This is a genomic window from Shewanella glacialipiscicola (assembly GCF_023283485.1).
Classification (GTDB): domain Bacteria; phylum Pseudomonadota; class Gammaproteobacteria; order Enterobacterales; family Shewanellaceae; genus Shewanella; species Shewanella glacialipiscicola.
On record NZ_JAKILU010000004.1, the window covers coordinates 140,478 to 162,336 of the forward strand.

22 protein-coding genes are annotated in these 21,859 nt (G+C 46.6%); 5 read left to right on the forward strand and 17 right to left on the reverse strand.

Going from position 1 to position 21,859, the window contains the following annotated elements:
- Nucleotides 1-169: 169 nt before the first annotated feature.
- A complete protein-coding gene (locus tag L2717_RS05015; protein ID WP_220772354.1) occupies nucleotides 170-1,093 on the forward strand; it encodes a bile acid:sodium symporter family protein in 924 nt (307 codons plus the stop codon).
- Nucleotides 1,094-1,218: 125 nt separating this feature from the next.
- Here the strand turns inward: L2717_RS05015 and L2717_RS05020 are convergent, their stop codons facing one another.
- The 12 genes from L2717_RS05020 to L2717_RS05075 all read right to left on the reverse strand — a co-directional run bounded on the left by L2717_RS05020 (nucleotide 1,219) and on the right by L2717_RS05075 (nucleotide 14,917).
- Nucleotides 1,219-2,199 (reverse strand): formate dehydrogenase subunit gamma, encoded by a 981-nt coding sequence (locus L2717_RS05020; RefSeq protein ID WP_220772355.1) that lies wholly within the window; start codon nucleotides 2,197-2,199, stop codon nucleotides 1,219-1,221.
- Between the two features lie 76 nt (nucleotides 2,200-2,275).
- Nucleotides 2,276-2,845, reverse strand: coding sequence for a formate dehydrogenase FDH3 subunit beta (gene fdh3B, locus L2717_RS05025; protein ID WP_220772313.1), 570 nt, complete (start codon nucleotides 2,843-2,845; stop codon nucleotides 2,276-2,278).
- Between the two features lie 29 nt (nucleotides 2,846-2,874).
- A complete protein-coding gene (locus L2717_RS05030; RefSeq protein ID WP_220772314.1) occupies nucleotides 2,875-5,727 on the reverse strand; it encodes a formate dehydrogenase subunit alpha in 2,853 nt (950 codons plus the stop codon).
- 17 nt (nucleotides 5,728-5,744) lie between these two features.
- Complete coding sequence (locus L2717_RS05035) at nucleotides 5,745-5,945, reverse strand: twin-arginine translocation signal domain-containing protein (RefSeq protein WP_076497218.1); 201 nt, start codon at nucleotides 5,943-5,945, stop codon at nucleotides 5,745-5,747.
- Between the two features lie 383 nt (nucleotides 5,946-6,328).
- Nucleotides 6,329-7,357 (reverse strand): formate dehydrogenase subunit gamma, encoded by a 1,029-nt coding sequence (locus L2717_RS05040; RefSeq protein WP_220772315.1) that lies wholly within the window; start codon nucleotides 7,355-7,357, stop codon nucleotides 6,329-6,331.
- Nucleotides 7,358-7,406: 49 nt separating this feature from the next.
- Nucleotides 7,407-8,003 (reverse strand): formate dehydrogenase FDH3 subunit beta, encoded by a 597-nt coding sequence (gene fdh3B, locus L2717_RS05045; RefSeq protein WP_076497216.1) that lies wholly within the window; start codon nucleotides 8,001-8,003, stop codon nucleotides 7,407-7,409.
- A gap of 26 nt (nucleotides 8,004-8,029) precedes the next feature.
- The gene (locus tag L2717_RS05050; protein WP_220772316.1) at nucleotides 8,030-10,882 is read right to left on the reverse strand and encodes a molybdopterin-dependent oxidoreductase; all 2,853 of its coding nucleotides are present in this window, start codon (nucleotides 10,880-10,882) and stop codon (nucleotides 8,030-8,032) included.
- A gap of 15 nt (nucleotides 10,883-10,897) precedes the next feature.
- Nucleotides 10,898-11,095 carry a twin-arginine translocation signal domain-containing protein gene (locus tag L2717_RS05055; RefSeq protein ID WP_115406521.1) on the reverse strand — a complete coding sequence of 66 codons (198 nt, stop codon included), beginning with the start codon at nucleotides 11,093-11,095 and terminating at the stop codon, nucleotides 10,898-10,900.
- A gap of 140 nt (nucleotides 11,096-11,235) precedes the next feature.
- Nucleotides 11,236-11,913 carry a TorD/DmsD family molecular chaperone gene (locus L2717_RS05060; protein WP_220772317.1) on the reverse strand — a complete coding sequence of 226 codons (678 nt, stop codon included), beginning with the start codon at nucleotides 11,911-11,913 and terminating at the stop codon, nucleotides 11,236-11,238.
- A 10-nt stretch (nucleotides 11,914-11,923) separates the two neighbouring features.
- Nucleotides 11,924-13,585 (reverse strand): 4Fe-4S binding protein, encoded by a 1,662-nt coding sequence (locus tag L2717_RS05065; RefSeq protein WP_220772318.1) that lies wholly within the window; start codon nucleotides 13,583-13,585, stop codon nucleotides 11,924-11,926.
- Nucleotides 13,586-13,775: 190 nt separating this feature from the next.
- Nucleotides 13,776-14,453, reverse strand: a complete 678-nt coding sequence (locus L2717_RS05070; protein WP_220772319.1) for a DUF3306 domain-containing protein — start codon at nucleotides 14,451-14,453, stop codon at nucleotides 13,776-13,778.
- Nucleotides 14,453-14,917: a DUF3305 domain-containing protein gene (locus L2717_RS05075; RefSeq protein WP_220772321.1), complete on the reverse strand. Its 465-nt coding sequence runs from the start codon at nucleotides 14,915-14,917 to the stop codon at nucleotides 14,453-14,455. Before L2717_RS05075 ends, L2717_RS05070 begins: the two co-directional genes overlap by 1 nt.
- Before the next feature lie 319 nt (nucleotides 14,918-15,236).
- Between L2717_RS05075 and L2717_RS05080 the strand changes: the two genes are divergently transcribed.
- The 4 genes from L2717_RS05080 to L2717_RS05095 all read left to right on the forward strand — a co-directional run bounded on the left by L2717_RS05080 (nucleotide 15,237) and on the right by L2717_RS05095 (nucleotide 18,340).
- A complete protein-coding gene (locus tag L2717_RS05080; protein WP_220772323.1) occupies nucleotides 15,237-16,109 on the forward strand; it encodes a formate dehydrogenase accessory sulfurtransferase FdhD in 873 nt (290 codons plus the stop codon).
- A gap of 69 nt (nucleotides 16,110-16,178) precedes the next feature.
- Nucleotides 16,179-17,084, forward strand: a complete 906-nt coding sequence (locus L2717_RS05085) for a substrate-binding domain-containing protein (RefSeq protein ID WP_220772325.1) — start codon at nucleotides 16,179-16,181, stop codon at nucleotides 17,082-17,084.
- A 163-nt stretch (nucleotides 17,085-17,247) separates the two neighbouring features.
- Entirely contained in the window at nucleotides 17,248-17,760 is a 513-nt protein-coding gene (locus L2717_RS05090) for a DUF1993 domain-containing protein (RefSeq protein WP_220772326.1), read from the forward strand.
- 370 nt (nucleotides 17,761-18,130) lie between these two features.
- Nucleotides 18,131-18,340, forward strand: a complete 210-nt coding sequence (locus L2717_RS05095; RefSeq protein ID WP_220772328.1) for a hypothetical protein — start codon at nucleotides 18,131-18,133, stop codon at nucleotides 18,338-18,340.
- A gap of 78 nt (nucleotides 18,341-18,418) precedes the next feature.
- Here L2717_RS05095 and L2717_RS05100 read toward each other — a convergent pair whose 3' ends face one another.
- The 5 genes from L2717_RS05100 to L2717_RS05120 all read right to left on the reverse strand — a co-directional run bounded on the left by L2717_RS05100 (nucleotide 18,419) and on the right by L2717_RS05120 (nucleotide 21,810).
- Complete coding sequence (locus tag L2717_RS05100; RefSeq protein ID WP_220772329.1) at nucleotides 18,419-18,895, reverse strand: GNAT family N-acetyltransferase; 477 nt, start codon at nucleotides 18,893-18,895, stop codon at nucleotides 18,419-18,421.
- A 112-nt stretch (nucleotides 18,896-19,007) separates the two neighbouring features.
- Nucleotides 19,008-20,324 carry a sensor histidine kinase gene (locus tag L2717_RS05105; RefSeq protein ID WP_220772330.1) on the reverse strand — a complete coding sequence of 439 codons (1,317 nt, stop codon included), beginning with the start codon at nucleotides 20,322-20,324 and terminating at the stop codon, nucleotides 19,008-19,010.
- 4 nt (nucleotides 20,325-20,328) lie between these two features.
- Complete coding sequence (locus L2717_RS05110) at nucleotides 20,329-20,988, reverse strand: winged helix-turn-helix domain-containing protein (protein WP_220772331.1); 660 nt, start codon at nucleotides 20,986-20,988, stop codon at nucleotides 20,329-20,331.
- The gene (locus tag L2717_RS05115) at nucleotides 20,988-21,254 is read right to left on the reverse strand and encodes a PepSY domain-containing protein (protein WP_220772332.1); all 267 of its coding nucleotides are present in this window, start codon (nucleotides 21,252-21,254) and stop codon (nucleotides 20,988-20,990) included. Before L2717_RS05115 ends, L2717_RS05110 begins: the two co-directional genes overlap by 1 nt.
- The gene (locus L2717_RS05120) at nucleotides 21,247-21,810 is read right to left on the reverse strand and encodes a diheme cytochrome c (RefSeq protein WP_220772333.1); all 564 of its coding nucleotides are present in this window, start codon (nucleotides 21,808-21,810) and stop codon (nucleotides 21,247-21,249) included. Before L2717_RS05120 ends, L2717_RS05115 begins: the two co-directional genes overlap by 8 nt.
- Nucleotides 21,811-21,859: the final 49 nt, after the last annotated feature.

The window sequence follows — 21,859 nt, forward strand, 5'->3', positions numbered from 1 at the left end:
TCTTATTACCTTATATACAAAGTTAACCTAGATAAAGAGACAAATAACCTGTAGAAACGCCTGAGTTCATATTATTTAGTATTAATCCCCCGCAGCTGGCTTGTCTATCTGAGGGGTGGCTGTCATCATCCGAGCGTTAACTTAACCTCTGCTGTTAAAAAGGCTGGCTATATTGGTCAATATAAATCGATTTTTTCCGCTGTTAGCGTTGTGTGGTGCTGTGCTTGCTTATGTTATGCCTAGTGGTTTTGTTGAAGTTAAATCCGCCATTGTGCCGCTGCTGGTGGTCATCATGTTATCTATGGGGCTTACCTTAAATCTGTTCGATTTTGCTAATGCCTTCAAACAGAAACGTGCGGTACTCACTGGGCTGGTGCTGCAATTCTCAGTGATGCCGCTTAGCGCATTATTGATCAGCCAGCTATTAGGCTTAGATAGGGAGCTCACCATTGGCATGGTGTTGGTGGGTAGCGTTGCGGGTGGCACGGCTTCTAACGTCGTTTGTTACTTGGCAAAAGGTGATGTGGCGTTATCAATCACTATGACGGCGCTGTCGACCTTAGCGGGAGTGGTGTTAACCCCACTGATTATCAAGCTGCTGATTGGTGAGATGGTCGATATCCCTTTTACCGATATGCTGCTGAGCTTGGTGAAAATCGTGTTAATTCCGGTCAGTGCTGGCGTGATTATCAATCATTTTTTTAAATCGCTGGTGGCCAAAGTCGCTCCCGCATTGCCGCTCATTTCTATTTTAGCGATTGTAATGGCGATCACTATTATTGTGGCTCTAAACGCTGATCAGTTTGATAAGGTCGGCTCGATTATTTTGTTAGCTGTATTTTTACACAATGGTTTGGGCCTCGCCTTGGGCTACTTTTGCTGCCGCTTATTGGGCTTTAGCCATACGGTTTGTAAGACCATATCCATCGAAGTCGGCCTACAAAACTCTGGCCTAGCCACTGCCTTATGCATTAAGTTTTTTAGCCCTATCTCTGCTATTCCTAGCGCGATATTCTCGATATGGCATAACCTGTCAGGCGCTATGTTGGCGGGCTATTGGGCCAGTTTAGAGCAAAAAAAAGCGGAAAAATAACAGGGTGCAGCTACGCTTTTACAGTTTGATGTTATCAAGAGTTGCGCTAGCAGTTGGCGGGTTTAAATAAAAAAACCTCTGTGAGTCAACTCACAGAGGTTTTTTAATCGTCAAAGTAACAAGAATTATTCTTTGTACTTCAAGGTGCCATTAGCTTTGATTTCGTCAAACCATAGATTGTGATGTTGGCTTGCCCAGTTTTCATCACAGTAGCCTGATACCATACATTCCATCCCGCCTTCTGACATCACAGTTGCCATGAAGATGTGCACGATAGAGAAAGCACAGATTACGATAGCGCTCACTGAGTGCAATACCAATGCGATTAAACTTATTGTCCGGCTAGGTTCAAATAGGTTAGGGAAGAGTAACAACATGCCTGAGGCCGAAATCACTAATCCAAACAGGGCAAAGGCCCAAAACCACATTTTTTCACCCGCGTTAGCAAAACCAGCATCAGGGTGCTTACCTTTGAATGGACCAAAGTTAATGTAACCACCGACCACCATAAACCACTTTACGTCGTACATTTTTGGCAGTTGGTTTTTCGCCCATAATACGGTCATTAATGCCCAACCGATCATGAAAGGAAACGCCATTACGTCATGGATTTGTTTGGCACCGTAGACAAGGCCTGCCCAAAATCCTTCACCTAACCAAGGTTGGAAAAAGAATCGTCCAGCCAGTAAGGTTAAGCCCGTTAAAATCAACAATAAGCACGGGATCGCGCCTAACCAGTGGATTGAAACATCGAATTTAGACCAGCGATGCACCAGCTTGCCTGAAAAACCATGGTGCAGCGTAGAAATGCCATTCACCTTGATAAATAAGACAAAGATAATAATCATACCAAATAACGCTGCCATTAAGGCCGGCGCTAACCAGTCGCTGCGTAACGTCAATACCCGTAAATCATAGGTATTAATGGGCTGAGCGTGAAACTCACTTTGGGAAGTGGTGTATCCCGTGGCGCCATCTTTCAGTTGTGCCCACATTTGCGCATCAGACTGTTCAACTTGAGCCAGTTCACCACCACCATTAGCGAAGCACACGGCACTAAATAACAGTGCGATAGCTAACCCTATGTGCTTGAACCATTTATTTATCATATATCCTCTCTCACTTAGCTACGCCTACCGAGGCGGGCGCAGTTAAGTTGTGGACAGATCCTGTTGACCTGAATTAATTCCAAGCCGCGTCTTTAGCACCACGGTAAGCCACACGTTCGCGGAAGATGCTCGAAACAATTTCCGCATCACCGGCTAATAGGGCCTTAGTGGCACACAGTTCTGCACACATGGGCAGTTTGCCTTCAGCAATACGGTTTGAGCCGTATTTTTGGCGTTCTGCGTCTGAGTGATTTTCTTCTGGGCCGCCGGCACAGAAAGTACATTTATCCATTTTGCCGCGGCTACCAAAGGCACCTTTTTTCGGGAACTGTGGTGCACCAAACGGACAGGCGTACAAGCAGTAACCGCAACCAATACAGGTATCTTTGTTGTGTAGCACTATGCCGTCGTCAGTTCTGTAGAAGCAGTTTGCTGGGCAAACCGCCATACAAGGTGCATCACTGCAATGCATACAGGCGACAGAGATTGAGGCTTCTCCACGTTGACCATCGTTAATCGTCACTACGCGGCGGCGTTGAATTCCCCACTCAAGAGCGGAGTCGTTTTCGTTTTTACAGGCAGTGACACAACCGTTACATTCGATGCAGCGCTTGGTATCACACAAAAATTTCATTGTAGCCATAATGGCAATTCTCCTAGCTTAAGCTGCACTTACGCTTTAACGATCTGACAGAGTGACGCCTTGGTTTCCTGCATTTGGGTCACAGGATCATAGCCATAGGTCATCGCAGTGTTACAGGATTCACCTATAACATAAGGCACTGTGCCTTCTGGATAGTTAGGCGCTAAACTTTCTCCGTGCATCACACCGGCAAAGTGGTATGGCATAAAGGTTACGCCGGGCTTAACCCTTGGGGTCACCAGTGCTTGTACCTTAATACGGCCACCTTCGGCGCCTTCTAACCACACGTTTTCACCGTTGCGGATACCGCGATCGGCTGCATCGGCGGGGTTCATTTCAACAAACATTTCCTGTTGAAGTTCAGCTAGCCACGGGTTAGAGCGAGATTCTTCACCACCACCTTCATATTCAACTAAACGACCAGAGGTTAGCGCTAATGGGTATTTACCACTGAAGTCTTGGTCTTGAATTGACTTATAAAGTGTTGGTAGACGGTGCACTTGCATGTCGGCATAGGTCGGGTATTTGGTTACTAAGTCACGACGCGGCGTGTATAACGGCTCACGGTGAATTGGCACTTGGTCTGGGAAAGTCCAAACAATACAACGAGCTTTAGCGTTACCAAAAGGAATACAACCATGCTTAATCGCCACGCGAACGATGCCGCCCGACAAGTCGGTCTTCCAGTTTTTGCCTTCAGCTTCTGCTTTTTCTTCGGCGGTCAGATCATTCCACCAACCCAGCTGCTTAAGCATATCGGCGGTAAACTCTGGATAACCGTCTTGAATTTCAGCGCCTTTAGAGTAAGTTCCGTCTGCTAAAATGCTTTGACCGTTATATTCAACACCATAACGGGCGCGGAAGTTACCACCACCGTCTTTTACGTGTTTTGATTGGTTATACAGAATTTGGGTACCAGGATGTTTCGCTTCTGGCGTGCCCCAACATGGCCAAGGTAAACCATAGGTTTCCCCCTTCGCTGGGCCGCCGGCTGCTTCGAGTGTTTTATTACTAAAGGTGCCCCAGTTTTGGGTATGCAATTTGATGCGCTCAGGGCTTTGGCCCGTCATACCGATAGTCCACATACCGCGGTTGATTTCGCGGGTGATATCTTCAATCACAAGTAAACCGTTTTCTTTAGCGATACGTTTAGTGTATTGCTCATCAATACCGAGCTTTTGCGCTAAACGGTACATGATTTCGAGGTCAGTTTTAGACTCGAACAGTGGCTCTATGACTTTTTCACGCCATTGAATCGAGCGGCCAGAGTTTGATACTGAGCCTTCGGTTTCAAATTGCGTTGCAGCGGGTAATAGATACACACCATTCTTACGACGGTGCATGACGCCTGCCATAGTAGGGAATGGGTCGACAACAACGACGGTATCCATCTTATCTAAGGCATCGCGCACGTCACGCTGGCGGGTTTCAGTGTTAACCGATTGTCCCCAGAAAAATGCCATACGAATATTGTCTTTCTGCGCTAATTTACTCTTTTCTTCTAACACACCATCGTGCCAGCGAGAACAAGGAATACCCGGCGTGGTCATTGGGTCTTTGCCCAAATAAGGCGTTTGGTCGAAACGGTTTTTAACCCATGCCATGTCCAGATCCCACACGTGGGTCCAGTGAGCCCAAGCACCTGTCGTTAAGCCGTAGTAACCGGGTAAATTATCGAATAATAAGCCTAAGTCAGTTGCGCCTTGGACGTTATCGTGACCACGGAAAATGTTAGTACCGCCGCCAGAAACGCCCATATTGCCTAAGGCTAATTGCAGAATGCAGTAAGCACGGGTGTTAGCGTTACCGACGTGGTGTTGAGTACCACCCATGCACCAAATCACAGTGCCAGGACGGTTGTCGGCCATCAATTTGGCTGCTTGGTACACATCTACTTCGCTTACGCCTGTGATGTTTTCCACTTCTTTAGGTGGGAACTTTTTCACTTCGGCGCGGATGCTTTCCATCTCGAAAACACGTTGTTTGATAAAGGTCTTATCTTCCCAACCGTTTTCAAAAATATGCCATAACATACCGTAAATAAACGGAATATCAGTACCTGGACGGATAGCGCAATGTAAGTCTGAGTGCGCTGCTGTACGGGAGAAACGTGGGTCAACCACAATAATCTTGGCGTGTTTTCTTTCTTTTGCGATCAGAATATGTTGCATTGCCACTGGGTGAGCTTCTGCTGGGTTTGCTCCAATCAGAAAGATCGCATTGGCATTTTGAATATCGTTAAAAGAGTTAGTTTGCGCACCGTAGCCCCAAGTGTTAGCAACACCGGCTACCGTGGTAGAGTGACAAATTCGAGCTGAATGGTCGACGTTGTTTGTGCCCCACATCGCCGCTAATTTGCGGTACATGTAACAACCTTCGTTAGAAAACTTAGCGCTACCCATGAAGTACACTGAGTCTGGGCCGGATTCTTTACGAATGCTGAGCATTTGATCGCCCACTTCGTTAATCGCATCTTCCCAAGAGAGTTTTTTCCACTTGCCATCAACCAATTTCATTGGATATTTCAGGCGTTTTTCACCGTGGCCGTGTTCGCGCAGTGCTGCACCTTTGGCACAGTGACCACCGGCGTTAAACGGATGATCGAATGCAGGTTCTTGGCCTGTCCACACGCCATTTTGCACTTCGGCATATAAACCACAACCGACAGCACAGGCACTACAAATAGTACGCTTTACTTCGATGGGGGCATCATGCGGCACTTCTTTGGCTTCGACGCGACGCATCATGCCAGTACCCATGAGTGATGCTGCCGCAATACCGCCAGTTGCAATACCTGCGTGCTTCATAAATTGACGACGGCTAATGCCTAACGCCGGTTTGCCTGCCACTGGGGCAGCATTGGACTTGCGAGTTAACTTCATCGCTGACTTCTCCTAGATTAGCTGCGCAAGCTATCGTAATAGCTGCTGATATGCGCAGTTTCGTGGTAACCATTTGACTCTTTAGTGGTTACCTTGCTGCTCTCGCTGGCCTTTGCCACGCTTATGCCCGTTGCCGCAATCGTGGCACCTGCTACGCTGCCGACGGTGAGCGCTTTTAGCAAAGTTCGGCGAGATAAATCGCTGGGTTGCTGCTTCATGCTGACTCCTAAAATTAAGGTTTAGTGTTAAGTTCGCACGGCTTTTTTGTGGGGTTATCTTGTTATCAAAAAGTGAAGTTCGGTGGTGGGAAAGATAATGGAACCATCTTGCTTACCATCAATCATCGCGCGTGACGGCAATATAGTGGGAAAGGGACGAGTAGGAATTGATCTAGAACAGTTTGCGGCCTTGAAATAGGATACCGTTCTCTTAAAGCGTTAACTCGCTCATAGTTTCACAAATCCCTTGGGAGTCATGGGATAGCGGCTTTTTGTACCTCAGCATTTCAGCTGTTAATTTTTCGTGTTTTTGCGACGAAAATAAATAAAAAAAACACCTCGCATTGCGAGGTGTTTTAAGGGCATAAAAGCTGCGGTTTAACTTAGTCTTTATAGGTTAAGCTGCCGTTGGCTTTGATTTCGTCATACCAGAGGTTGTGGTGCTGGATGGCCCAGTTTTCATCACAATAACCCGACGTCATACACTCCATACCGCCTTCGCTAAGTACAGTCGCCATCCAAATATGCACTATGGTAAAGGCAATCAGGATAATCGCGCTGATAGAGTGGATCAGCAGTGCGGCCATTGAGGCCGTACGGGGTAGTTCTAAGCCAGGCAAGACCAACATGATGCCAGAAACACTGATGAATAAACCAAACAACATCAATGTCCAAAACCACATTTTTTCACCGGCGTTGGCAAAACCACTGTCTGGGTGTTTACCTTTGAACGGACCAAAGTTGATATAACCACCCACCACTAAAAACCATTTTAAATCATACATTTTAAAGGTTTGTAGTGGCATCCATTTAACTACGCATACCGCCCAAGCCGCGATAAAGATGGGACCCGCCCAATCGTGGATTGTTTTGCTACCGTAGATCAACGGCGCCCAAAGATCGGGCCCTAACATTGGCTGCACAACGTGCTTACCTAGCATAATGGTTAGACCGGTAAACATTAGTGCAATACAACTGCTTGCCATGATCCAGTGGATCCACAGATCCGCCTTAGACCAACGTGCGACCAACTTACCTGAAAAGCCTTTACTCAGTTTTGATGGACCATTCACCAGATAAAATAATAAGAAAGCACCAAAAACACCAACCACGGCTAACGCCATGATTGGAGTTAGGTATTCGTTTCTCAGTTCTTTACCTTGGTTACCGGCAACGTTAATCAACACCCCAGTTTCTATCCCTTTAGCGGTGGTATAGCCGGCATCGCCTGCTTTTACCGCACGCCAAAGATCGGCCTCACTGGTTTGCGCTGTCGCCTGTTGCTGACTCGATTGCTGATCACTTGCTTGTACTGGGGTTGCGCTCATGACTGAACCTAATCCCAATCCCGTGACGAGCACCAACAGAGCAAACAGACTGCGCAGTGATTTGTTTAACTGTTTGTTTAACATTTTCACTCCTTGCTGGGGGTTAGGAAAAGCTCCCTAACCCTCGCTCTGCTTAGATAATCTCACCTGTCTTGGGGTTGTAGCCCCAAATCACGTTAGGATTGCCTCGAGAGGCCATACGTTGACGGTAGATGTTTGATACCACTTCCGCATCACCAGCGAGCAGTGCTTTAGTCGAACAAAGCTCAGCACACATAGGTAACTTGCCCTCAGCAATACGGTTTGCACCGTATTTTTTACGCTCGGCTTCGGAGAAGGTTTCTTCTGGGCCACCGGCACAGAAAGTACACTTGTCCATTTTACCGCGACTACCAAAGGCAGTCTTTTTCGGGAATTGCGGTGCACCAAATGGGCAAGCATAGAAGCAATAACCACAACCGATACAGGTATCTTTGTTGTGCAGCACTATGCCGTCTTCGGTACGGTAGAAACAATCTGCCGGACATACGGCCATGCAGGGTGCATCGGTACAGTGCATGCATGCCACTGAAATAGACGCTTCGCCAGGTAGACCATCGTTAATCGTCACTACGCGGCGACGCTGAATTCCCCACTCAAGAGCGGAGTCGTTTTCGTTCTTACATGCCGTGACGCAACCGTTACACTCGATGCAGCGTTTGGTGTCACACAGAAATTTCATGACTGCCATAATGGCTTATCTCCTCATCAAGTAGGTTAGGCTTTGCTGATTTGGCACAAGCTGGACTTAGTTTCTTGCATCTGAGTCACAACGTCGTAGCCATAAGTTAAAATGGTGTTTGCGGATTCACCGATCACGTAAGGTACTGTGCCTTCGGGATAGTTTTTCGCGAGGCTTTCGCCCTCAAACACACCAGCAAAGTGGTATGGCATAAAACATTCACCGGCGATTACACGCGGTGTCACCATAGCCTTAACCGTAATTTTGGCGCCCTCTGGACCATGTACAAAAACGTCATCGCCATCACGGATCCCGCGGTCTGCCGCATCGGCTGGGCTGATTTCGATAAACATTTCTTGTTGCAGTTCAGCAAGCCAAGGGTTAGAACGAGATTCTTCACCGCCGCCTTCATATTCCACCAAGCGACCAGATGTCAGCGCCAGTGGGAAGTCTTTAGCAAAGTCTTTGTCCTGAATTGACTTATACAGTGTCGGTAGACGTGCAACCATACGGTCTTCGTAGGTGGGGTACTTAGCGACTAAGTCACGACGAGGAGTGTAAAGTGGCTCACGATGTTTCGGAATATCATCTGGGAATGTCCAAACGATACAACGTGCTTTAGCGTTACCATAAGGGATACAACCGTGTTTGATTGCCACACGTTGAATACCACCAGAAATATCAGTTTTCCAGTTTTTGCCTTCAGCGTGTTTCTTCTCGTTTTCGGTTAAGTCATCCCACCAACCCAATTGCTTAAGCATATCGGCGGTAAATTCTGGATAGCCGTCTTGGATTTCGCTGTCCTTAGAGAAAGAACCTTCGGCAAGAATATTGACGCCATCGTGCTCAACACCGTAACGGGCGCGGAAGTTACCACCACCGTCTTTAACATGTTTCGCTTCGTTATACAGAATCTGGGTGCCGGGATGTTTCATCTCTGGCGTGCCCCAACAAGGCCAAGGTAAGCCATAGGTTTCGCCTTTGGCTGGACCACCAGGTGCTTGTAAGCTGTTGACATCGAAAGTGCCCCAGTTTTCTTGGTGCATTTTCAAACGCTCAGGGCTTTGACCGGTGTAACCCACTGTCCACATACCCGTGTTGAACTCGCGGGTAATGTCTTCAATTAAAGGTTCTTCGCCATTGACTTTGATGTGTTTAAACATCTCTTGGTCGATACCGATTTTTTTAGCCAGTTTGTACATGATCACGTGATCAGGTAGCGACTCAAACAAAGGTTCAATAACCTTTGAACGCCACTGGATTGAGCGGTTAGTGGCAGAGACCGAACCATAGGTTTCAAACTGCGTTGCCGCAGGTAACAGATACACGCCGTCCTGACGCTGGTGCATAACACCCGCCATCGTTGGGAATGGGTCGACGACTACAACAGTGTCCATTTTGTTCAGGGCCTCACGCACTTCACGACCACGGGTTTCAGTGTTAACCGATTGCCCCCAGAAGAACGCTAGACGAATATTGTCTTTTTGGGCGATTTTGGCTTTGTCTTCTAACACACCATCGTGCCAGCGAGAACAAGGGATACCCGTAGACGTTTGTGGGCTTTGGCCTAAGTATTCACCTTGATCAAAACGAGCCGCAACCCACTTAGGATCGAGATCCCACACATTAGTCCAGTGAGCCCATGCGCCAGTGGTTAAGCCGTAGTAACCGGGTAAGTTATCGAATAACAAACCAAAGTCAGTTGCGCCCTGTACGTTATCGTGACCACGCAGAATGTTAGTGCCGCCACCAGAAACGCCCATGTTGCCAAGGGCTAACTGTAAAATACAGTATGCACGAGTATTGGAGTTACCGACGTGATGCTGGGTTCCACCCATACACCAAACGATAGTACCGGGTTTAGTTTCGGCCATCATTTTAGCCACACGATACATTTGTGCTTTAGGTACACCGACAACCAGTTCAACTTCTTCTGGCGTGTACTTTTTAACTTCTTCGCGGATACGCTCTAAGCCATAAACACGCTTTTTGATAAACTCTTTATCTTCCCAACCGTTTTCAAAGATATGCCATAACAGACCATAAATGAATGGAATATCGGTACCTGGACGGATATGCACGTACTCGTCAGATTTCGCTGCAGTACGGGTGAAACGTGGATCAACAACAATAATTTTTGCGCCGCGTTCTTTGGCAATCAAAAAGTGTTGCATCGCGACTGGGTGTGCTTCACTAGGGTTTGAACCTATAAACATGATGCATTTAGAGTTGCGAACATCATTTAAAGAGTTAGTTTGCGCACCGTAGCCCCAAGTGTTAGCAACACCGGCTACCGTGGTAGAGTGACAAATACGGGCTGAATGGTCGACGTTGTTCGTGCCCCACAGTGCCGCAAATTTGCGATATAAATAAGCTTGTTCGTTAGAAAACTTAGCGCTACCCATAAAGTAAACTGAATCTGGGCCTGACTCTTGACGAATCATGTCCATCTTGTCGCCAACTTCATTAATAGCTTGATCCCAAGAGATCTTTTTCCACTTACCGCCTTCTAACTTCATCGGATATTTTAGGCGTTTTTCGCCATGGCCATGCTCACGCAGTGCCGCACCTTTCGCGCAGTGTCCACCTTGGTTAAAGGGATGGTCAAATGCCGGTTCTTGGCCTGTCCACACGCCGTTTTGTACTTCTGCATAGACACCACAGCCTACGGCGCAGTGAGAACAGATAGTACGTTTAACTTCGGTAGGAACATTATGGCCTATGTCTTCTTGGGCTTGTGCTTTACGCATCATGCCTGTACCCAGCATGGACGCCGCAGCGATTCCACCTGTGGCAAGACCTGCCGATTTCAAGAACTGACGACGGTTGAGACCCAGTGCTGACGCTGTAGAGCCGACAACCTGGTCTGTTTTGCGGGTTAATCGCATCACACTCTCCTTTGGTTAGTTATTTAGCGACGCATAATAGTGACGAATATGCTCGGTTTCGCGGTAGTTTTCACTCTTTGGCTCTACGGTTGCTGCCGTTTTTGTCGAGGCAAGTGCCTGACTACTTACGGTAACCACTGCGCCTGCCGCACTGCCTAACGCCAATGCTTTTAGCAATTGACGACGACCGATATCGGAAGCTGGCTTCTTCATAGTGTCTCCTTGTTACTGGATTAAAATGGCACAAACATCGACCACTTCGGTATTGTGAAAGCCTAAGCTTTCGTTATTTTAATGAAGGTAAGCATGTACTTACCTTCATCGTTTGAACTTATGCAGCTCTTAGCTGATCATTAATTCACTAAATCTACTTTTTTCGCTAAATCGCTGGTGGCGGGTTGTAAGTCAGCACTACCGGGGCAATTAACGGGAATATCTAAGCTCAATTGCTCAAAGGCATTGGCTTCCATCTCAAAAAAGGCTTTGGCCAGTTGTGCGACGGTTGCGTAAAAAGCCGCGCTTGGCGCTTTGGCTAAATTATCGCAGAAACGACCAATCCAGCTACCAATATGGCGTTGATAGAAGGCGAGTTGGCGATAACTTGGCGCCTCTAAAATCAGAACACCCATGACTTCACACAAGGCGGCAACGTGATCCTCAGGCTCTTTCACGTTATCTTCACGTTCAAAACCTAGTTGTATTAGGTCTTGGCGCAGCAATGCCAGTGGTTTATCCATTAATGAGCCAGTCATAAACCAGCTACCGTAGGGCAGGATTTCACCGCAACCTACGCCGAGAAATAGGTTAAAATACTCGTCTTCTAGCTGGTCACTGTTAAACTGCTGGGCGGCAAGTTGGAGTGATAACCAGGCCTTGGTCATCTCGTTGTCTTCGTTGTCATCGATTTCAAGTGTGATCAAAAACTGCAGCAGTTCAGGACTCGGCTGACGGCGCAACAGGGCGGCAAACAGTTGATAGATATCTGCTCTCAACTGATCGTTTTCTGAAACTTGTCTTACTGATTCGGTCATTGCGGATCTCTTATCGAAGTTGCTTTTCAGGATCTTGAAGAATGTCTTCAAACATGTCTTTTACCCGGCAGTCACCGCACATTTTCAAGCGTTCAATATTGGCAGAAAATGCACTGTGCGCGCCGACCATATCCAGCATCCGATGCACCATAGATTGGGTCGCAAAAGCAGAGCCGCAGCGAATACATTCGAAGGGGGCTTCTTCTTTTAGGGTGTGTTGTTGCTGACGAACGGTTTTATCAAAATTAATTTGTGGGATTAGGCTAATCACTTTTTCAGGGCAGGCCGCCTCACATAAACCGCATTGCACGCAGTTTTGTTCAATAAAATAGAGCGCAGGTTTGTCACCACCATCTTGTAATGCCACAGTGGGGCAAATTGCCACGCAGGACATACACAGTGTGCACTTTTCTACATTTACACTGACTTTGCCAAAGGGAATATTATTGAGGCTTAGGCAAGTATCGATTTCGCCCGCTTGGCTATTGAGGTGATCTATTGCTTCAAATAACGTGTTGCGCTTAGTGGTCGATGCAAACGCTGCGGGCACAATCACTGGCCAATCTAAGCTGATATCGAGCATCGATGACAAGTCGTTAAGCATGCTTGGGTCGATAAGGCTGATGCGTTGTGGCTGGCCCATTTCATCTAAAATACTGTTGGCTAATGAAAGCTCACCTTTAAGCATTTGCGTGAGTGTGGGGGCGGTGGCATCCGTGTTAAGGATAAGCACTTGGCGCGCGCCCCAAGCGAGTACCGACATCCAGTGATCTATGCTGGCAACGGTAATTTCTTCAAGACCAACGGGGATAATATCTCCCGCTAAATTTTCAGTAATAAAATCAGCGCCGATAGCATTGTCGTGGAATAAAATCACGGGTGCTGTTTGAGCCTGTTCGCGAAAGCGACTGACCACTTTGTTGAGGTATGAATACAGGGCTTGTGGCGTTGGTAAATCGTAACTAATCGCACCCGTTGGGCACGCGCTGCTACAGCTACCTGCGCCGTGGCAAAGATACGGGTCTATTTCAATTTTTTTAGCAACGCTGCTGATAGCATCTGCTGGGCAAAAATTAAGGCAGCGATTACAACCGTTGATACCGTTACGGTCATGGGCGCATAAATCTGCGTTGATTTTTACGTAACGGGGTTTATCAAATTGACCGATAAAGTCTGGGATTTGTGCCAGTGCATCGTCGAGTTTTGCCGCATCTTGGCCGACATAGAAATATCCAGGTGGCAGCATTTCTAAATTCAAACAGGCAGTGCTACTTAAATCGAGCACGATATCGAAGTGGGGTTTACGAATCGACACCACGCTGAGCTCAGCCGCGCCATTTTCATGTTCTACACTGACTTGAAATTGGCCTAAAAAGCCTTTTACGCCAATGAGTTTGTTGTAGTAGCTTTCGACGTCAGTGGCAGCGGCCATTACGCGCTCAAGGTGGTCTTCATCTTGGTTGGTAATGGCTTCATTGGCCAAAATTACGCGCTGCGTCATAGTGGACAATTTGTCCGCCGCGAGGCGGGCTAAGTCTTCTGGGCCGATAATGAGGACATTGCCTTCGGTGGTGTAGCTGACGGTTGGCGGGATCAGATTCTGTAGCATCTGAGTTTGCGCTAACACCTGTTGTCGCGTTTGTTTTAACGCTTCTTGGTTATGACTGGTCATCAAATTGAGTGCTCACATTGCGTTTTTGAACAGTACGTTGGCTGTTTCTTGTTTTACTGTATCTGGGCAGATTTAGGCGGTTGGTAATAACTAAGTCATTGCCTTTTCTGCTTTTATCTAAGCTTATCTAGTGCTTAGTACAGCAATTCACATACCAAGGTTACGGACATTAAAATTAGGTAAACTGACGTTAAACAACTCGAGTATGGACCTGAGCTAGCGGCTCTGGTTCATTTTGGGATAGGTCATCAGCCTCTCCATCCAAATTGTCCGTTATTGGCTCTGCAGCCAATTCAGTTTCGACTTCATTTGTTTTTACTTCGCTAACATCAAGATTAGTTGATTGTTCAGTGTCTGCAGCGTGTTTAGCTAAGACTGACTCTTCATCCGCTGCTTCACTCTCTTTAGTGATATAGCGGAAGACTTTTTTCGCTAATTCGGCTGAGACTTCTGGGCTGAGTTTAGGTTGATTACTATAATCGAGGGCATATTCTAAAAGCCCATCTATCTCATTGAAATGAGGTTGTTTCCACAGTGCACGTAACGCTGCGGACTTAGCCGCAGGATCGACATTCTCCCCCATAAAACGGGCAAAGCTACCACCAATTTCAATCTCGTCAGGGTTAGGTAAATCCGCTGCGGTAAGTATGCGGTTTGGATCGTCATTTTCTGCGGGATGAACCTCAGTTATCGCTTCAGTAGCTTGAGTCGATTCTGCTAAGACTGTTTCATCAACTTTATTAATCGCGTGTGCTTGTTGAGGCGTAGTTTGCCCTTGCGTGTCTAGTGCTTCTTCTGCTGCAACTTGTTCGCGGCGTTGGTTCCAGCGGCTTAATAATCCGCCAGCTTTTGGGGTCGGTTGAGGCATTAATCCCTCCGAAGTGGATCGTGACTAGGGCCTTGATTTCTACGGCCATCGACATGCTTACGGCGATGAGCAGCGATTTCAACTTCGCCATACTGAGTGATAAAGGCTTCAATCCAACAAGCAATAGCTTTTGGCATCAATAGGTTGATGACTGGCGTGTTGCCTTCAAGACAACCAGCGGCAACGTTTTGATCTGCCGACAGTAATGCGGGCACCCAAGTATTATCAACCGTTTCATCGCACACTAAATACAGCATAGGATTATCTAAATCGATATTAAGGCGGTAGCTGGCGCGTTCATCTTTATGCAATTCGAGTAGCACTAAGGTTGCACCATCGGGGGCTGGGTGGGTGGCGGGCAGCAGATGTTCAATTTCCCATTGTACCGAAGTCCAGCGGCCAACGAGTTTCTCTACTTTTCTGAGTGAAACGTACATGGGCCAAACACTTGTTGTATGTTGCATTATCTCTCCGTCTCAGCCGTGTTGATGGGCGAACCGTTGATTTTACGGATCGGTGTAACCAATCAATTGTAATAAATAGTCACTGCAATATTGATGCCATTAAATGGGGGGTATTTGTTTGAGCTGGATCATCAAAAACCGCTTTAAAATGGGACATTTTGTCCTGCCTTTGGTTTTGTTTGGGACATAAAAGGGCTAATGAAAAATCAGTTCTGCGGCAGATCACGCATTTAAAGCTGAGTTTTATACCTAGGTACAAATATTGCTATGCTCAGGCCATCACTCGCCAAGCGGTAGCATTATGACTTTGGAAAACACCATGGGCACAGATAAAGTAGTAACGACAGCTCACCCCAATCAGAAGCCTTTGCATCAATGTTCCTTTGTAAGAACTCAAGCTGAAGTGCCGTTAACCATTGCCGTAAAAGCGGTGAATGAAGCAGGCGAAGTGTTAGATAAATTTGTTGCCTGTGAGCGTCCGCTTACTGTGTACTTAAACTGGCGGCCAATAGTGACACTGATGACACTCGGCGCTAAACCTGAATCACTGGCGTTAGGTTATCTTAAAAATCAGGGGTTTATTTCGGATGTAAGTCTGCTTGATTCTGTGATTGTAGATTGGGATGTGAGTTCTGCCGCTGTGGTCACCCGCGAGCAAACGGCTGATCTAGATGAAAAACTGTCTGAAAAAACGGTGACGTCAGGCTGTGGTCAGGGCACGGTATATGGCAGTTTTATGCAGGGTTTAGAGGATATCAAATTACCCACACCTAGCCTAAAACAAAGCACGCTTTATAGCTTATTAAAAAATATTAACGACTATAACGAAACCTATAAAAATGCCGGTGCTGTTCATGGCTGTGGCTTGTGTGAGGCCGATAAAATTATGGCCTTCGTTGAAGATGTGGGTCGACATAATGCAGTTGATACCTTGGCTGGTGATATGTGGTTAACGCAGGACCGAGGTGACAATAAGATTTTTTATACTACCGGTCGTTTAACCTCGGAAATGGTGATTAAAGTCGCCAAGATGGGCATTCCACTTTTATTATCGCGAAGCGGTGTGACTCAAATGGGTTTAGCGTTGGCGCAGCAGTTAGGGATTACCATTATTGCCCGTGCTAAAGGCCGACACTTTTTGGTGTATCACGGTAGCGAAAATCTTGAGTTCGATGTCAATACCACCGTTTAGAACGCGATTGTTACGAAGGTAGCGACGACGATTTACACGCAAAAATGGATAATAAAACAAGGAAAGCAGATGAGTTCTGGCGGCGAATTGGTCTATATGAGCGCAAAGCAAGTGGCCGAGTATTTAGATCTAAATGAGAAAAAAGTCTATGCCATGGCCAATGACAGAGTGCTACCGGCTACCAAAATAACCGGCAAGTGGTTGTTCCCAAAAGTGTTGATTGACCGTTGGGTCATGGACTCGTGCCATAGCGGCATGCTTACCGACCGTTTATTAATTACCGGTAGTGATGACCCTCTCTTATCTATGCTGGTAGCGCGCTTGATGGCGCAAGTGGGTAGCCGAGAATTAATTAGTTACAGTGCTACCGGCTCACGCCTTGGTCTTGAGCTACTCGCTAAAGGTTATGCGGATGTGTGCACCTTACACTGGGGTAGCATGGAAGATAGAAATATTCGTCATCCAGCATTATTAAAGGGTTACAACAATCATCAGCAGTGGATCATGGTGCACGGTTATTCCCGTCAACAGGGGTTAATTATGCGTGCTGATATGCACCACAGATGCCAAGAGGAGGACAAAGTTGTAAGCCTACCTTGGCGCTGGGTCAGTCGTCAGGGCGGAGCGGGTAGCCAGCAACATTTAGAGCATTGGTTGCTGAAACAAGGTGCTCGATTAGACCAACTCAATGTGGTGCTTACTGCCTATAGCGAGCGTGAATTAGCGGGTTATATTGCCCGTGGTGATGCGGATATTGGCTTTGGCTGCCAGTCGGTTGCACTCGAAAGTGGTTTACATTTTGTGCCTTTGATTAAAGAATCTTTTGATTTTGTTATGCCTCAAAGCATTTACTTCCGTCGCCAGTTACAGCAGTTATTTACGATGCTCTCGACGGGGCATTCACGCCAAATGGCTGCGTTACTCGGTGGTTATGATTTGACCGATTGTGGTCAGTTACTATGGAGTGCGAGTTAATATTGGCGATCTTATTATTTGGCAACATTATAGGCTGGTACTGGCGCATATCAGCTCCTGTGCAATAAAACATAATTTGCTAAAGTGATTGAATTAGGTTTATTTGCCCCAAGATCAACTAAAGTGCTGCAGTCTTGTAGCGTTCATCACTGAGGTTTATGCCATGCTTTATAATTTAACGGTTGTACAATTTAGCAAGATGCTGAAAAATTTAAGCGTTATTCTTGAAAAAGGCGAGTGTTTCGCAAACCTTAAGAAAGTGGATATGGCTGTTTTACTCAATTCACGTTTAGCGCCAGATCAATTTAATCTTGCTCGCCAAGTGCAAATTGCCTGCGATACCGCCAAAATTGGCGTTGCCCGTTTAACGGATAATTTAGATACAGTCCCTAAGCATGATGATAATGAAACGACATTAGCTGAATTACAGGAACGTATTAGCTCAGTATTGGCGTACTTAGCGACCTTCAAAGCAGAAGATTTTGTTAATTCAGACACTATTCATGTGTCACAACCACGCTGGGAAGGGAAATATCTTACCGGTTATGAGTTTGCTGTTGAGCATGCAATTCCAAATATTTACTTTCATATAACAACAGCCTACGCAATTTTACGTCACAATGGTGTCGATGTGGGCAAGAAAGATTACCTTGGTGCTATGCCATATAAGTCGTAAAACGAGTCTAGATGTAGTACTGTTGCACAGCCTAAAAGTTGTGCAGCAGAGTTTGCCCCGCATATATTTGCTAACCCTTCTGCACAATTTAAGCGTTATTTTTAACAATATATACCGCTCGGTCGCCAATAAATATTCGCTCCTTAGGTGCGTTGTTTATCGACAATGTCTCATTCTTAAATATCGTTGTGCTAACGGATGAGTCGCAATACTGATTTGCTTGAATGATAAACCGCTAGGTTAATAACGAGTTAATCTTAATAGGTTACTATCTTGTAGCGAAATAGATTGATTGAAATAACCTGTGGAGTCTTCAAAACAGGGATTTACTGGAAGAGCCGATTAATGGTTCGAATTAAAGGAGTTAGCTATGTCTGTCGAATTTCAAACCGTCGAAAGTCCAACCGATGCAACGACCATTGATTTACCGATTAAGAGTAAAAAAGCCAAAAAAACCACAGCTGCTAGTGGCTTACGGCTCAAAGACAAGTTGGCTCAAGATACCCGCCGCCGAATTGAAATCCTGCATGAACAGCGCCAATTATCCAACCGTTTCGGTATGGAAATAGAAATTGACTAGCGTTAAAAGCTAACCGTAAAAATAAAGGTAGCTTGCATGTATAGCTTCACGACGCAGTCGTGGAGCTTATTCACTCGGTTAACGACTGTAATCCATTAACTCATATTCCATTATTGTCACCCTCCCGCCCTTATAATCTTCCCGTGAAATGATTGACCATCCCAATGCTTGATAAAAATCGGCTTTGTCGGCGGTAAATAAGTAGATTTTCTGTAAACCAAGCGCTTTAGCATAATCAACGACAGCCTTGACTAACAATTTACCCAACCCTTTATTGCGATGGTTTGCATCAACATACACATTGGCGAGCCAAGGGCTTAAATCAGTTCGGCTATCCATATCCTCAGCAATCAATGACGATGATCCCGTTACTTGGTTTGCTTCTTCACCAATAAACATCTTTGGGATGACGGCGTCAGTTAAATACTCACTCATTTGCACTATCAGTGTGCTAGCAGAACTTTCTGGCGGACTCAAATGTGCCCATTCCTTATGATGCCATTGCGCTAATTGTGGGATATGTTGTGGCGCTAATTTTAGGTCAATTACTTTCATATCAATCTCTTAGTTTGTCTAATTTAAAGGGCGAAGGTACGCATAAATAAGTGAGTCTGTTTGATAACCTAAATTATGAGTCAATTGATTATGGTTTAACTGAGCATATTATTTAAGTCGGAATTGGCAGAAACACTCTGGCTTCGAGTCCGCCTTGTTCAGCATGCTTAAAGCGCAGTTCACCTTGATAGCTGTCGACGATATCTTTACAGATAGATAATCCTAAACCATGGCCTTGGATGCTTTCATCTAGCCGAATGCCGCGCTCAATGATGATTGATAGTGCGGCATCAGAGACACCTTCGCCATCATCACTGACGATAATCTCATAGCCAGAGGTCGGGATACTTTGTTGCTGAATACGGATCTCAATGTTCTTGCGGCTATGTTTGCAGGCGTTATCCAGTAAATTGCCTAAGAGTTCAAGTAAGTCATCCCGATCAAACGGCATTACTAAGCCGCTCGTGTAATGGCTATGAATAATGCGGTCTGGGTAGATGCGCTGCATCACTTGAATCAGCGGTGCGAGATCGTCATCGAGCACGGTATAACGCCCCGGAGTAGATAGGCCGACTATCTTAGTGCGCTTAAGCTCTCTCTCGATGATGTGGTGCAGGTTTGCGAGCACCTTGCTGCACTCATTCCTCTGTTCTGGTGGAAGGCTTTCTAGGTAGGACTGTAGCCCTTGTAGCGGACGTTTCATTTCGTGGGCTAAGTTACCTAAGGCATTGCGGGAGCGTTGTACTCGTTGGCCCAATTGATTGACTAAACGATCTATTTCCTCAATCAGCGGGATGATTTCGCTCGGCATTTGGTCTGGATTGATTTCTTGCCCCTGGGTGCGCATCTGCCGGATGGCTTCAGGCATCTGCTCTAAGGGTTTAAAGCCGCGTTTCAGTAGCTGATACTGCGCCATTAATAGAATGAGAATCGTGAGCAACACCGCCGCGCTGGCAAAGGCTAAAAATTTCACTTGAGTTTGTTCGAGCTCGCTGATGTCTTCTGTCACCCACAGGGTAACTAATTGATCATCTTTGATTACGGCCTGACTGAACATCAGCCAATGTTCTTTGCCTACAAACTCAGTGGCTTGGTGTTGCTCACCCGCGATAAGTTTTGGCATGTTCACGTTATGGTCGAATAGGGAGCGTGAGCGCAGGGTTTGCTTGCCGATTTGAATTGCAAAATAATGACCAGAATTAACCCTGTGGTACACATTGGGTAAGCGGTCGGTGGTGAGTGTCCAGGTGCCATCGGGATTGTGATTCAGAGCCGAGATCAGGCTGTCGGCATCGTGTTGCAATCGCGAGGCAACAAAGTCTTGGGTTAATACTTGAATGCCTTGGTATAGAAAATACAGTAATAACACCATGGCAAAGCTGAGCGTGATCAGCAGATTGCGCGTCAGATAACCTTTGAGTGAATACACACATTTACTCCTTGAGTCGATAACCTTGGCCGCGACGGGTTTCAATATAATCCTTGCCTAAGCGTTGGCGCAGGCGGTTAATGTATACTTCGATGACATTGCTGTCTTTGATTTGATCTTCTTCGTAAATACGTTCACTGAGCTCTGACTTAGAGACGATTTTGCTGGGGTTAACCATTAAGTAATGCAGTAGGCGATATTCAATCTTAGTTAGCTCTATCACTTCGCCGTCGACATTGGTGACGGCTTGTTTGTCGACATCGAGGGAGACACCTGCATGTTGCAACACATTGTCGGCGCGGCCAAAGTGGCGGCGGATCAACACTTCGAGCCTTGCGAGTAGTTCTTCAATGTGAAAAGGCTTGCCGAGGTAATCATCGGCACCCGCCTTGAGGCCATCGACGCGTTCGTGCCACGCATCGCGAGCGGTGAGGATCAGCACTGGTATGGTTAAGCCTTTTTGTCGCCATTGGCCGAGGACGTGTAAACCGGGTTTGCCGGGTAAACCGAGATCGAGGATCACGGCTTCGAAGTTTTCTTCTTCGCCTAAAAAGGCACCGTCGATACCGTTATCGGCGTGCTCGACGGTATAACCCGCCTTGTTGAGGGCGGGAATGAGGCGCGCGACCAGGTCGGTATCATCTTCAATCAATAGCAAACGCATCAGTCGACCTTTTCCTTTAGCCACTCGCCGGTTTTGGCGTCAATCTTGATTTCATACACTATGCCATCGTCACGGAGGATCTCGAGTTCGTAGATGATCTTTCCATGTTTTTGCTCGACTTCGAGGTCGAGCAATCGTCCATTTAGTCGTGATTCATAGCGTTGCATTATGGTGTCGAAGGGCAAAACTTTGCCTTCCTTAACCCACTCGACCACCTTGTTTGAAAGATCATCGTCGTGGGCATTGCAGCTGGGGCTGCTAATCATCCCAACGGCCAAAGCCAGGAATATTAACGGTATCTTCATCGAATATGCCCTTCTCTGCGAGGTTGTGACAATTGCTGCATTGACTGAATGAGCCGACTTTGGGGTTATCTTGCACCATACGTCTTGGGAGCTCATCGTGTTTACGAATAAAAAATGCCTGTTCCGTGATCTTCTGCGGCCCAGCGTCTGCAAGCAGTGGCGTGCTGTTTTTCATCACCTTACCATTTTGCGCTGCATGTTGAACCAGATATTCCTCAATTCTAGCAGTGACTTGAGGATCTAGACTGGCGTTGTCCCCAAAGTGATTCTCAAGATTTGCGGTAATGGCGCGCCACTTGTCGGCTGGGAGTAAGTTCGCGGGATAAGCCATGTGGCAGCTGCCACATTCTGCCGTATATTCCGCATTTTGTGGAATGGCGCGACTGAGCCCGCGGCCATCGTCCGCATAGCCTGTGCCGGTTAAGCTTAGGCTGATACCGATAACGCCAATAGCTAATGCCGCAGCTGTGAGTGATGAACCTAAGAACCAGCTAATAGGGTGTGCTTGTTTAGTCATGACATCTTCCTTTTTGTGCCGTTACCTTCAGTGGAAGGTATTGAAATTA